7 protein-coding genes are annotated in these 14203 nt (G+C 55.7%); 1 reads left to right on the top strand and 6 read right to left on the bottom strand.

Features of this window, described 5'->3' with window-relative positions; genetic code table 11:
* Positions 1–68 precede the first annotated feature (68 nt).
* From ACTG1P_RS21830 to ACTG1P_RS21805, 6 genes are all read right to left on the bottom strand, one after another.
* Entirely contained in the window at positions 69–1994 is a 1926-nt protein-coding gene (locus ACTG1P_RS21830) for an EAL domain-containing protein (RefSeq protein ID WP_042056178.1), read from the bottom strand.
* Between the two features lie 3 nt (positions 1995–1997).
* Entirely contained in the window at positions 1998–2750 is a 753-nt protein-coding gene (locus ACTG1P_RS21825; RefSeq protein WP_440002339.1) for a transglutaminase-like cysteine peptidase, read from the bottom strand.
* 135 nt (positions 2751–2885) lie between these two features.
* Positions 2886–4211, bottom strand: a complete 1326-nt coding sequence (locus ACTG1P_RS21820) for a TolC family outer membrane protein (protein ID WP_440002250.1) — start codon at positions 4209–4211, stop codon at positions 2886–2888.
* A gap of 37 nt (positions 4212–4248) precedes the next feature.
* Positions 4249–5682 carry an HlyD family type I secretion periplasmic adaptor subunit gene (locus ACTG1P_RS21815; RefSeq protein ID WP_440002249.1) on the bottom strand — a complete coding sequence of 478 codons (1434 nt, stop codon included), beginning with the start codon at positions 5680–5682 and terminating at the stop codon, positions 4249–4251.
* A complete protein-coding gene (locus tag ACTG1P_RS21810; RefSeq protein ID WP_005337360.1) occupies positions 5675–7819 on the bottom strand; it encodes a type I secretion system permease/ATPase in 2145 nt (714 codons plus the stop codon). The genes ACTG1P_RS21815 and ACTG1P_RS21810 overlap by 8 nt, the downstream gene beginning before the upstream one ends.
* Before the next feature lie 377 nt (positions 7820–8196).
* On the bottom strand, positions 8197–9126 hold the full coding sequence (locus ACTG1P_RS21805; protein ID WP_042083735.1) for a TIGR01212 family radical SAM protein: 930 nt from the start codon (positions 9124–9126) through the stop codon (positions 8197–8199).
* Between the two features lie 611 nt (positions 9127–9737).
* On the opposite strand from ACTG1P_RS21805, the gene gltB reads away from it, so the two are divergent.
* Positions 9738–14195: a glutamate synthase large subunit gene (gltB, locus tag ACTG1P_RS21800; protein WP_440002248.1), complete on the top strand. Its 4458-nt coding sequence runs from the start codon at positions 9738–9740 to the stop codon at positions 14193–14195.
* Positions 14196–14203: the final 8 nt, after the last annotated feature.

The following is a 14203-nucleotide window of genomic DNA, read 5'->3' as shown; positions in this document are numbered from 1 at the left end:
AAAAATGGCGAAAAGAGAAGTGACTGGTATAAAAAAGGCCCCTATCGGGGCCATTTCCAGCATTTAATTCAAGACAATGGGAAGGCGGGATGAACAAATCCCTGGTAACCATCGATATGCAACTTGGAAAGCAGTTCCACTTGATGTTGATCTTCGACACGGGTTGCAATGGTGGTCACACCAGCATTGTGTGCGGCGCGACACACTGCAGCCAGGAATGAGGTGTCAGCCCCCGGCTCCATGACCTGACTGGTATAACCGTGATCGACCTTGACATAAGCCGGCGACAACTCCTCCAGATAGCCCAGGGACTGGAAGTGACGACCATAGTGGTCAACCCCCCACTGGAAGCCATGCGCTTGCAAGGTGCCCACCAACGCAGCCACGTTGTCTTTATGTTTCATGATGGCAGCTTCAGGTATTTCAAATAACAACCGCTCTTTCAGCTCTGCATGCTCGGTCAGATAGCGCGTCAGCCAAGTTAAAAATTCATCCGAGCAGAGCGAGCCAGCAGTGATGTTGATCGCCAGTACCAGATCAGACTGTTTTTGCAGTAATGGAACGCAAGCATCAAGCACCGCTTGGTCAAACTCGCCACCCAATTTGAACTGTTCAATCGCGGGCAAGAACTGACCTGCAAAATAATCAGTGCCATCCCGAGAGATGGAAGCAAACAGCTCGGCATGCAACCTTGCTCCATTATCAAACCGGCAAGCTGGTTGGGCTTTGAAGCGCCAAAGTTGTCGTGAAATTGCATCTTGTACCAGATCTCGCCAGGCCAAGCGCCCCATCAAACCTTGCTCGGTACCCCCTTCCATCACAACAGCACCACGGCGTTCATTGCGCGCCTTGCCAAGCGCATTATCGGCTTTGGTCAACAAGGCAGAGAGATCATCATTGCCATCACGACCGGCAATACCAATGACGGAGAGCGCATCCCCTTCGCCCATTGGATTCACCACCAGATCGGCAATGCGGCTATTAATCACTTCAGCCAGCTCTTTTAGCTGAGTCAGATCGTCAGTTGGACAGAGCAGCGCATATTCCGTCGCGGAGATCCGTGCCAAGGCGGCGCCATCCCACCCTTTTAATTGCTCTTTCAAAGCCTGAGCTATCGATTTGACCATGTTGTCACGGGCAGCAAAGCCTTCATCGCGATAGATATCATCCAGCATGTCGACCGCAACCAGCATGACGCCACCTTGGCCAGCCTCCGCTATCCATGCGTTTACCTGGCCCACAAAATAGGCTCGGTTGCCAAGCCCCGACACGGCATCGACATAAACCCGCTCACGCAATTTCTCGGCCTCATCGGCTTGCTCTTTGAACTGCAACGCCAACTTGCTTGAGAGGGTGTTGATCGCCTGAACGACCTGCTTCAATTCATGGGTTTTAGGCTCCGGGATCGTATGACCGAAATGGTGCAGCTCGATCTCTACGGCTTGATCACAGATCTGTTTGAGTGGCTTGAGCAAGTAGTTGAGTGCTCTCATTAACAAAATTGTGGTGATCAAAAAGCCGACCAGAAACCAGCTCGCCAGCTCGCTCATCCCCCGCCACAACTCGTAATAAGCCTGGCCGGGGTGACCCACTACTTTTAATTTTCCAAGCTGCAACCAGCCAGATGTCAGAATTGATTCGTTGGATACCTCAGGAAACAGTCCCAAATTGACAAACCACCGCGGTACCCCCTGAATATTGTTGGTATTTTCCTGCTCGATGACATCCTTCGATGCCAGCAGATCAAGGCGAACCAATCGATAATAGCCGCCATCAAAAATAGCCTGGATCACCGACTCGGCACCGACCTTGTCACCGTTTTCCAGATACGGGGTAAGCGCAAGCCCCAGCGAGGTTGCCGTATTGATGACCGTTGTTTCCTGTTGCTGCGCCAGATAAGTGCGGGTTGAATTGAATTGCACCCAGTATGTGGCCGCAAATAACAATCCAAACAGCAGCAGCATGGTGGCTAATAACTGTCGATAGAGCGTCATAGGTTAATCATCCAAATTCACCACTGGCCGAGCCAATCGCCCCGAGGTCATGCGATTGCGTAAATCATTCCATAATCCCAAGCGGGATGATTGACCAGCCAGTTCCCCTTGGCCTCGTGCCTTCATCAACCACAAGTGACTACCGTTAAAACTGTAAATAGGCACCAGATCACGCCGCTGTGTGGCTGGGCGAATCGAGCCTATCAAATTATCCAAAATAACCGGAACGGAAGAGGGTGTCTCATAATATGCCACCACCATGTGAAACTGGTTGTAATCAAGCGCCTTGACGTACACCATCCGCATTTTATCATCCGGGATCCCAAGCTCGAGCAGCGTAGAGTATTTGGCGATACTGAAATCTTCACAGTCTCCCCCGGCGGCTCCCAAAAATTCTAGCGGGGTTGCCCAATAATCCTTTTTGCGCCATAACTTGATATCGTCAATAAAACGCATCCGATTGAAAAAATTATTAACCCGCTCAAGCTTTTTTTCTTCGCTCAGGGCCCTGCCCTTCGTCTCCATGACCAGCATACGCCAACTAGTTACACGCTTGCCGGCTCTGGCGCCATAGGTCTGCTCCGCCCGTTTGATCAAGTTGAGATCTTCCTGTGGCAGAGGCTGACTGGCACAGAGCAGAAGTGAGAAGGGTAACAGCAGGATCCATAAGGAGTGGCGCAGAGCGCGTAGCGATCGGAATCTCCAATCATTGAGAAGATAACACCATCGGCTACCGGCACCACGCTGGAGTGTCACATCATATTCCTGCTGCATTATTACTGCTGCACTCCTCAAAGCTCGTACAACAACCTGCGTTAGCCAAACATGGTGACTGCCAGCAGCAGTCACCATGTTGGCGTTCATGATCCCTGCGGGATCATGAACAAACGGTTATTGCCTGGCCTGCCATTCAGCGGGTTGTTTGACGCTAAATGCATTGAGCAGACTGCCTGTCGCGTTGAGAATGCGATAGTCAGCCAGCAGTGCATCATACTCGGCAGTGATATAGCTGCGACGCGCCTCGAACAGTTCGTTCTCGGTGTTCAATACGTCCAGCAATGTCCGCTGACCCAAACCAAACTGCTTCTTGTATGCCTGTACGGTGTCATAGCTGGCGTCAACATGCTCTTTCAGGAAGGTCTTTTGCTTGGCCAGCGACTCTTTCGCGTTCCAGGCCAGACGAGTGCCTTCCTCCACCTGGCGGAACGCATTCAAATGAATGTCTTTCGCCTGAGAGTAGAGCGCAGATGTTGCATTGCTCTCTGCCACATCAGAACCGCCACGGAACAGGTTGTAACGCATCCGCACCATGGCGGTCAGATCATCGTTGCGCCCTTTGACCGCATCGATATCCTCATTCCAGTTCTGATCGACCTCGAATGTCACATTGGGGTAGAAACCGGATTTGGCACCTTCATGCTGGTACTTGGCCGCTTCGATATCCTGCAGGGAAGAGAGCAGGGTCGGGTGGACTTCGGTCGCTGTTTTCAGCGCACTATCGAGGCTGGTCGGGATAAGCTCGGTATTGGGAACCGGCTGTACCAGATCTTTGGGCACCTCGTTCACGACACGAATAAATTCACTCTCTGCGTCGCGATAGTTGTTTTCTGCAGCAGCCTGATTTGAGTATGCCCGGGCAACACGACCTTCAATCTGGGTCTGATCCGCAGTAGAGCCAAGCCCTGAATCAGTCCGTTTGCTGATGTCGCTACGGATCTGTTCATGGGTTTCTAGGTTCTGTTTGGAGAGTTCCAGGATCTCCTGCTGGCGCAGCATATTGAGGTAGACCTCAGCTACTCGCAGCGCGGTATTTTCAGCTTCGGAGATCATCGCCAGACGCTGGGCATTGGCTTCAGCTTCGGTTCGGGATACGTTGTTGCTGACATCAAAGCCATCAAACAACATCTGCCGCAGACTGAGTCCAGCTTCTTTGCGAATCATGGAATCATCAATATTGCTGTTGGCACTGGCAGCGCGGGTAGAAGGGCTGTCAGTTTTTTCATAGCCTACGCCACCACGCAGATCGATCGTAGGATAATAGCCACCCTTGGCTCCATCATGCTGATAGAGTCGTGCCTGATACAGATCAAACGCTTCCTTGATCTTGGGATGCGTAGCAAGTGTCTGTGCCACCGACTCTTCCAGAGTCTGGGCCTGACCCAAACTCGGGATCAGGATGCAGCCACTGACCAGCATGGCAACAATCGTTTTTTTCATGTTATCTCCAGTCATGTTTTGTTTTTAGATTGTTGGCTTATCGTTCTCTCAGTGCCGACTGCTTTGCCCGTAAAATCGGCTTAAGCAAATAGTCTAGGACACTTTTTTTACCAGTAATGATATCAGCACTGGCTAACATACCGGGGATGATGGGAAGTGCGTTAAGCTCATCGCCCAAGTAACTCTTCTCTGTTCGAACCCGAACCAGATAAAAGGAGTTCCCCTCCTCATCCTGGATCGAATCCGCACTTATCTGTTCAACCTTGCCATGCAATCCTCCATAGATTGTAAAGTCGTAGGCAGTAATTTTGACGATGGCATCCAGCCCCGGTCGCAGGAAGGCGATATCTTTCGGTGACACCTTGGCTTCTACCAGCAAGGTATCCTCCAGCGGCACAATCTCCATCAAATCCATGCCGGGCTGAACCACGCCGCCCAGGGTGTTGATCTTGAGTTTCTTGATGGTGCCCTTGAGCGGAGCAATCACGCTGGTCCGGTCGACCCTGTCTCGCAAGCCAACCTGCCCTTCTGATAACTGGCCAAGCCGCCCCTGTTTCTCATTCAGTTCAGTCTGGGAGTCTGCTCTGAACTTCAGCGCAATATCATTACGCTTGGAGATGGTCTCACGCAGTACCGAATTGAGTTTTGGGATCAGCAGACGGTTGCTCTCCAGCTCCCCCTGCATCTCGTTGACCTGCCGCTCAAGCTTGATCAGCTCCACTTGAGGCACTATACCCTCTTTCGCCAGCGGACGGCTAATATTCAGTTCCTGTCTGGCCAGATCCACACTGCGATTCACGGTGCGGATCTTGGCATTCAGTTCAATCAGCTCCTGCTCTTTCTGTTCGATTTGCTGACCAAGAATATAGAGCTGGTTCTTCAGGTTATTGAGGCGATCCCGCTGTACAGAGCGCTCACGGTGCGCATATTCGGCAAAGACGGTTTCATAACCATCGGGGAACTGGATTGGCGCTTCGCCTACCACTACCTGCTCACGCCACCCCAGTGCCGGGTTGTTTTTCACCTCGACGCTGGCCATCTCGGCGCGCAGACGGGCCACATCCCCCTTCAGGGTGACGACCTCTTGCTCCCGTTCTCTAAAGTCGGAGCGGAAACGGGTGTCATCAATACGCAGCAGCGGCTGCCCCTTTTCGACGATGTCCCCCTCTTTGACGAAGATCTCTTTGACGATCCCCCCTTCCAGGTTCTGGATCACCTGCAGCTGACGGGACGGAATAACTTTGCCCTGACCCACTGTGACTTCATCCAGTTCGGCCCAGGCCGCCCAGACGATGGCACTCATGAAAAAGAGGAAACAGCACCACAACAGGATGCGAGCTCCGGTCGGCGTGGTCAGCAGTACAGCTGCCGCGCCGTCATCGACAAACTCCAGATGCTCGGGTGCTGGCAATACCTCGCCGGAAGGCGTCTTTTTGCTGCGCTTGAACCAGTCCATGAGCCCCTTAACCATGGGACACCTCCTGCACGCGCACCTTGCCTTCCTTCAACTGCTGCAACACCACCTCTTTGGGGCCATCAGCAACGATCTGCCCCTGCTCGATAACGATCACTCGCGATGCCACATCCAGCATCGAGGTTTTGTGAGTGATGAGGATCAATGTGGTTTCCGGGCCCAGTCTGGCAAGCTCCTGTTTGACCTGCATCTCGGACTGGTTGTCCATGTTGGAGGTCGGCTCATCCATCACCAGAATGGGGGGGTCATTGAGCAGGGCGCGAGCCAGCAGGATCGACTGACGCTGGCCACCGGAGAGCTGACGGCCACCCTCGCCTATCTGCCGATCCAGCCCGTTGGGATCCCGGTTGGTAAAGTTGGTGACACCCGCCCGCTTGGCGGCGCGCAAGACTCTCACATCATCCACCAGCGGATTACCCAGCATGATGTTGTCCCGCACAGATCCGAAAAAGAGAATGACATCTTGCGGAACACAGCCGATATTGCGACGGATCACCGCAGGTGGCAGTTGATCGAGTTCAAAGCCGTCGATACGTACCGAGCCATCGGTCGGTCGATACAGTCCCATCAACAACTTCTCGAGGGTCGTTTTACCCGCCCCAATCCGGCCGATAATCGCCACTTTTTCGCCCGGCTGAATGCGCAAATTGATATTGTGCAGGGTGCTGGTTTCCATTCCCGGATATTTGAAGGAGACATTTTCGAATTCAATTCGACCGGCAATCACCGGATGATGGATATATTGCTTGCCTTCCTCCTGCTCTCCCGGGGTTTGCATGATTTTTTCCAGAATATCCAGTGCTGACTTGGCCTGGTTATAACGGGTCGACAACACGGAGAGTTGCACCATAGGCGCAATGGCGCGGCTGGAGAGCATCACGGCGGCAATCATGCCCCCCATGGTGACCAAGCCTTCGGAGATCTGGTAAACACCAACGATCACCAGACCGACCGTCACCACCTGCTGGATATAACTGGCCAGCGAGGACATGGAGTTGGTAATGCGGCGGGTCTGTACGCCCCAGGTGGAAATATGGGAAACGGCCTGTTCCCAGCGATGCTGGAACATACTCTCGGCGCCGAAAATCTTGACGGTTTCCAGCCCGGAAATACTTTCAATCAGGTTGGCGTTCTTCTGGGACGCCAGGCGTGACCCCTCTTCGATGGACTGCTTGAGGGGCTCCTGAATATAGAAGCTGTAGGCGATGAGGATCAGCATGGCGACGATGGGGACCACCACCATCACACCGGCAAACATCCAGATAATAAAAAGGAAGAAGACGGCAAAAGGCAGATCGATAAGAGTAGAAACCGTTGCGGAGGTGAAAAACTCCCGCACCGATTCAAATTCCTGCAGATGTTTGGCGAACGCGCCGGTGGAAGCGGGACGAGACTCCATCCGCATGCCCATCACCTTGGCGAAGATCTTGGCGGACAGCAGCACATCAGACTTTTTGCCAGCGATATCGATAAAGTAACTGCGCAACTGCCGCATCACAAAATCGAAGGTAAAGACCACCATAGCCCCGACCGCCAGCACCCAAAGCGAATCAAACGCCAGATTGGGCACAATCTTGTCATAGACGTTCATGGTGAAAAGAGGGCTTGCGATGGCAAACAGGTTGATCAGAATGGAGGCGATCAGCACATCACGATAGATGCCGCGGGATTCGAACAAGGTGCTCCAGAACCAGTGGCCATCACGGGTTTCCAGCACCTTGGGCGAGCGCTCGTCAAACTTGAACTGCTTCTTCACGTAGAAGAGGCGCCCCAGATACTCATCACCCAACTGGGCTGCGGTTAGCCATTGGGCTGCATCACCTGCCTGCGGGAAAATCACTTTCCCCTGGCTGCGATCTTCGTTCCACTCCAGCAAAATGCAGGCGCCACCATTGCGCATCTGCAATACACAAGGCAGCAGCAAGGGAGAAATATCGGCCAGTGGCTGTATCACTTCACGGGCGGATAACCCGCCCCGCTCGGCAGCACGGCAAAAGAGTGCGGTAGTCAGGCGCCCGGAGACCAGTGGCAACCCGGTCGTCAGGGCATCCTGGCTGTTGGGCACACCATAAAAGCGGGTCAAGAAGACCAGACACTCCAATAACTCATCAATACGACTTGTTTCTGCTTGCATAGCATCCTGTCACTGCATAAATGAGGTAGATAAGAGCGTTCATCGCTCATATTTCCCTGCTATAGCCACGCTAAAACCGAGTGGCCTTCCCGCTGATGAGACTGATCAGGGGATAAACCTGTCCAGATAGATCGCGACACTCATCCCCAATTTCCCGGCACAGCAGCAATGGCGGCATGATTCGTTATTGGTAAAAATAATCGGCTCATCAACACCATGCTAACACTGCAATCAGGGTGAATGTCGGAGTTAATTGATAATGACATTTATTATGGCGCACCACTATATCAACCGGCACGTACCAAAACTATAGTTTAGGGTATGAAGTTTTTTATATAACCCTATGTTTTACGTGAAAATAATAATCTGGCGCTCAATTATAGGTCAGGAAGTATGAAGGGTCTGCCCAACGCGTGACCTTGCGGGCCGTTCAATGAGAGTGCTTTGGCAATGTCCGCCATGGCCGTCCAGCGATTTTCACACCAGGCTGGCGCCAACAGGGTTGGACGGCGCGCGGATGCCGAAATCCGGTGATACACCACCTCGGGCGGCGTGTGCTGGATCATGGCGACAGCGGCTTCTACATACTGCTCCAGCGTCAATACCTCAAGCCGCCCCGCCTGCCACGCTTTACCGAGAGTACTGCCTTCAACCACATGAAGCGGATGCAACTTGATCCCCTCAACACCAGTCTCAACGATACGATGCAAGGTATCGAGGCTGTCCATCGGCACCTCGCCCGGCAGGCCGACGATCAGATGAGCACATACCTTGATGCCGCGCTGATGGGCACGTCTTACCGCATCCTCATAGGCAGCATAACCGTGGCCGCGGTTGATCCGTTGCAGAGTCTTGTCGTTGGCGCTTTGCAGCCCGAGCTCCAGCCACACCTCGTAACCCCGGGCCTGATAGCCCGCCAACAGATCCAGCACCGCATCCGGCACGCAATCGGGACGAGTGCCCACACAGAGCCCCACCATATCGCTCACCGACAGCGCCTCTTCATACATCCGCTGCAGATATTCGACCTCGGCATAGGTGCTTGTATAGGCCTGAAAATAGGCAAGATAGCGTTTGGCACGGGTGACTTCGTCTCGGCGAGCCAGCAGTTGTTGCACCACGGAGAGTTGCTGAGCCGACTCGTCGGCAAAAGAGGATACGTTGCAGAAGGTGCAGCCACCACGGCCCAGGGTGCCGTCACGGTTCGGGCAGGTGAAGGCCCCGTGGATGGAGAGTTTGTGGATCTTCTGACCATGACGTTGCTTGAGATCCTGACCGAATGTATTGACGAGTTCGTGTAACTGCATGACACCTCCGCTAAAGGAGCGCCATTGTACGAGCTTGCGTAAAACAGGGGCTGAGCTGGATCAAGCTAGCGGAGAGGGTAAAACATATAAACACCCGACCAATTTTGAATAAATATAGAGAAAAAGCGCAAAAAAAGGATTTTTACAGTTCTTTGACGATTCAAACAGTAAACATCCATATGAAAATGAGACCTGATAACCCACTGTTGAACAATGAAAAATTCAAAGAGACCCGACAGCACACAATTGCAAGCATGGGATATTGAAAATGTGATCCCATCCGCTGTCGGCCACATCGGGTTGGTAAAATTACTACATTCGCCCATAGTCGCCGAGCGCACCATTGAGCCCGCCAATGGCGATATATTTAACCAACAAAATCAAACCACACAGAATAAACACTCCATAACTGCGAGCGAATCCCCCTAACCCGACATTTTGTTATGCGAATGTAACCATGAAGACAAACCTGACCTGCGATTGACCTCGCCAGAAAATCCCATTAGTTTGGAGATTCGCCACGTCAGGCAGACGGAACCACAAGAGCCAATCGCAATTTATGCAGTCAGACGATGACTGTGCGATGCAAGGCCGAGCAAGGGAGAAATGCAATGTCACTATATGATCCAAAGCTGGAGAGGGATAACTGTGGCTTCGGCCTGTTGGCCCACATGGAAGGGGAAGCCAGCCACAAGCTTGTCCGTCTCGCGATGTCAGCATTGGCTCGCATGCAGCACCGCGGAGGGATCTCCGCCGATGGCAAGACCGGCGATGGTTGCGGTCTGCTGCTGCAAAAACCGGACAGCTTCTTCAGAGCTGTCGCCGAGGAGAAGGGATGGCACCTTGGCCGCAACTATGCGGTCGGCATGCTGTTTCTCAACCCTGACCCCGTATTGGCCCAGCAGACCCGCGACATCATCGACGAAGAGCTGGAAAAAGAGACCCTGAGTCTGGTCGGCTGGCGCAAGGTGCCCGTCGATACCAACGTACTGGGTACCATCGCCAAAGCCTCCCTGCCCAGCATTGAACAGGTCTTTGTCAACGCCCCGCCCGGCTGGGTCGACAAGGATCTCGAGCGCCGCCTCTATATCGTGCGCCGCCGCATCGAAAAGCGCGTCAACGACGACTACTTCTATGTGGTCAGCCTCTCCAACCTGGTCACCGTCTATAAAGGGCTGTGCATGCCGGTGGACTTGCCGCGCTTCTATCTGGATCTCGCAGACATCCGTATGCAGGCGGCCATCTGCGTCTTCCACCAACGTTTCTCCACCAACACCAGCCCGCGCTGGCCGCTGGCCCAGCCGTTCCGCTATCTGGCCCACAACGGCGAGATCAACACCATCGCCGGCAACCGCCAGTGGGCCAAGGCACGCAGCTACAAGTTTGCCACCCCGCTCATTCCCGATCTGCAGGAAGCGGCCCCCTTCGTCAATACCACCGGCTCTGACTCCTCCAGCCTCGACAACATGCTGGATCTCTTCCTCGCCGGTGGCATGGACCTGTTCCGTGCCATGCGTCTGTTGATCCCGCCTGCATGGCAAAAACACCCGAACATGGATGACGACCTGCGCGCCTTCTACGACTTCAACTCCATGCACATGGAACCTTGGGATGGCCCGGCCGGTATCGTCATGACCGACGGCCGCTACGCCACCTGCGCACTAGATCGCAACGGTCTGCGTCCGGCCCGCTACGTCATCACCAAGGACAAGTTCATCACCCTCGCCTCCGAGGTCGGCACCTGGGACTATACCCCGGACGAAGTGCTGGAGAAGGGCCGGGTCGGCCCGGGCGAGCTGTTCGTGGTGGATACCAGCAACGGCAAGGTGTGGACCAGCTTCGAGATCGATGACGATCTCAAGACCCGCCACACCTACAAACAGTGGATGGACAAACATTGCCGCCGACTGGTCCCCTTCGAGCAGATGGACGACAGCCAGACCGGTAGCCGCGAGTTCTCCGACGACCAGCTGAAAACCTATCAGAAGCTGTTTGGCTACTCCTTCGAGGAGCTGGATCAGATCATCCGGGTACTGGGTGAGAACGGTCAGGAAGCGGTGGGCTCCATGGGGGATGATACCCCGATGGCGGTGCTCTCCTCCGGCCCGCGTACCCTCTATGACTACTTCCGCCAGATGTTTGCCCAGGTGACCAACCCGCCCATCGATCCGCTGCGGGAAAACCACGTCATGTCGCTGGCCACCTGTATCGGTCGCGAGCAGAACGTCTTCAACGAGACCTTCGGCCACGCCCACCGGGTGCTGTTCCAGTCGCCGATCCTGCTCTACTCCGACTTCCACCAGCTACTGGCACTGGAAGGTGAGTACTACCGTCATCAGGTGATCAGCCTCAACTTCAAGCCCGAAGAGGGGCTGGAAGCGGCCATCTTGCGTATCTGCGAGGAGGCAAAAACCGCCGCAAAGAGTGGCACCGTGCTGCTGGTGCTGTCGGATCGCGATATCAGCGCCGATACCCTGCCGATCCCGGCCGCCATGGCGGTAGGCGCGGTACAGCGCACTCTGGTGGACAACAACCTGCGCTGCGACGCCAACATTCTGGTGGAGACCGCAAGCTGCCGTGACCCGCACCACTTCTCGGTGCTGCTGGGCTTTGGCGCGACCGCCATCTACCCCTATCTGACCTACGAAACCCTGGCCAAACAGGTTGAAGAGGGCGTGCTCACCATGTCCCTGCGCCAGGCCATGGTCAACTACCGCAACGGCATCAACAAGGGGCTCTACAAGGTGATGTCCAAGATGGGCATCAGCACGGTCGCCAGTTACCGCTGCTCCCAGCTGTTCGAAGCGGTGGGCCTGGCCAAGTCGGTGGTCGATACCTGCTTCCGCGGCGTATCGAGCCGTATTCAGGGTGCCGATTTTGCCGACATCCAGCAGGATCAGCACAATCTGGCCCGTCAGGCCTGGCTGGTGCGCAAGCCCCTCCCCCATGGCGGCCTGCTCAAGTTCGTCCACGGCGGCGAGTACCACACCTACAACCCGGATGTGGTGCAGACCCTGCAAGCGGCGGTGCGCTCCGGCAACTATGCCGATTACAAAGAGTACGCCCGTCTGGTGAACGAGCGCCCGGTTGCCACTCTGCGCGATCTGCTGGCCCTGAAGAAGGTCGACAATCCGGTCGCGCTGGATCAGGTTGAGCCAGCCGACAAGCTGTTCCCCCGCTTCGACTCCGCAGCCATGTCCATCGGTGCCCTCGGCCCTGAGGCCCACGAGGCGCTGGCTGTTGCCATGAACCGCCTCGGCGGTCAGAGCAACTCCGGCGAAGGTGGCGAAGATCCCAAACGTTTCGGTACCGAGAAGAACTCCCGCATCAAGCAGGTGGCTTCCGGCCGCTTTGGCGTCACCCCCCACTACCTGATGAACGCCGATGTGGTGCAGATCAAGGTGGCTCAGGGTGCCAAGCCCGGCGAAGGTGGCCAGCTGCCCGGTGACAAGGTGACTGCCCAGATCGCCCAGCTGCGTTATTCCGTGCCCGGCGTGACCCTGATCTCGCCGCCGCCGCATCACGACATTTACTCCATCGAGGATCTGGCCCAGCTCATCTTCGACATCAAGCAGATCAACCCGAGCTGTCTGGTGTCGGTGAAACTGGTCTCCGAACCCGGCGTTGGCACCATCGCCTGCGGCGTGGCCAAGGCCTATGCCGACTTCATCACCATCTCCGGTTATGACGGCGGCACTGGCGCGAGCCCCCTCACCTCGGTCAAATATGCCGGTTCCCCGTGGGAGCTGGGTCTGGCTGAAACCCAGCAGGCGCTGGTCGCCAACGGTCTGCGCCACAAGGTGCGGCTGCAGGTGGATGGCGGCCTCAAGACCGGTCTCGACATCATCAAGGCAGCCATCCTCGGCGCCGAGAGCTTCGGTTTTGGCACCGGCCCCATGGTGGCGCTCGGTTGCAAATACCTGCGTATTTGCCACCTGAACAACTGCGCCACCGGCGTTGCCACTCAGGATGAGAAGCTGCGTCGCGAGCACTTCACCGGCCTGCCGGAGATGGTGATGAACTACTTCAAGTTCATCGCCGAGGAGACCCGCGAGCTGATGGCCCAGCTCGGCGTCACCCAGCTGACCGACCTGATTGGCCGCACCGATCTGCTGGAAGCCCTGCCCGGCCTCACCGCTCGTCAGGCCAAGCTGGATCTCTCTGGCATTCTGGCCCGTCCGGTAGCACCGGCAGGCTCCAGCCTGTTCAGCCAGCAGCACAACCCCACCTTCGACAAAGGGCCGCTCAACCTGAAAATGGTGGAAGATCTGCTGGAAGCGGTAGAAACCTCAAGCGGCGGCGAGTTCCGCTACGACATCCGCAACACCGACCGCTCGGTGGGTGCGCGCCTCTCGGGCGAGATCGTCAAACGCCACGGCAACCAGGGGATGGCAGCAGATCCGGTCAAGGTGCACTTCAACGGTACCGCAGGCCAGAGCTTCGGCGTCTGGAACGCAGGTGGCCTCGAGATGATCCTCACCGGTGACGCCAACGACTATGTGGGCAAGGGGATGACCGGCGGCAAGCTGGTGATCAAGCCCCATGTCGGCGTGGCGTTCAAATCCCACGAAGCGGCCATCATCGGCAACACCTGCCTCTATGGTGCCACCGGCGGCAAACTCTACGCCGCGGGCACTGCTGGCGAGCGTTTCGCGGTGCGCAACTCCGGCGCCCTGGCGGTGGTCGAGGGAATTGGCGACAACGGTTGTGAATACATGACCGGCGGCATCGTCACCGTACTGGGTCAGACTGGCGTCAACTTCGCTGCGGGCATGACCGGCGGCTTTGCCTACGTGCTCGACGAGTGCGGCAACTTCGCCAAGCGCACCAACCCCGAGCTGGTGGAACTGCTGGACGTGGCGGATCTCGCCATCCATCAGGAGCACCTGCGCGGCATCATCACGGCGCACCTCAATGAGACCGGCAGTTCGCGCGCCGAGGAGATCCTGGCCAACTTCGACTCCTATGTGCCCAAGTTCAGGCTGATCAAACCCAAGTCCAGCGACGTGAAATCGCTGCTGGGTCACACCAGCCGTTCCAGTGCAGAACTCAGAATCCAGGCGCAATAAGGAGGGAA

Source organism: Aeromonas sp. 11P (assembly GCF_051920165.1).
GTDB lineage: Bacteria > Pseudomonadota > Gammaproteobacteria > Enterobacterales > Aeromonadaceae > Aeromonas > Aeromonas veronii.
Note: the sequence above shows the minus strand (reverse complement) of the source record. Positions and strands in the feature narration are given on the sequence as shown.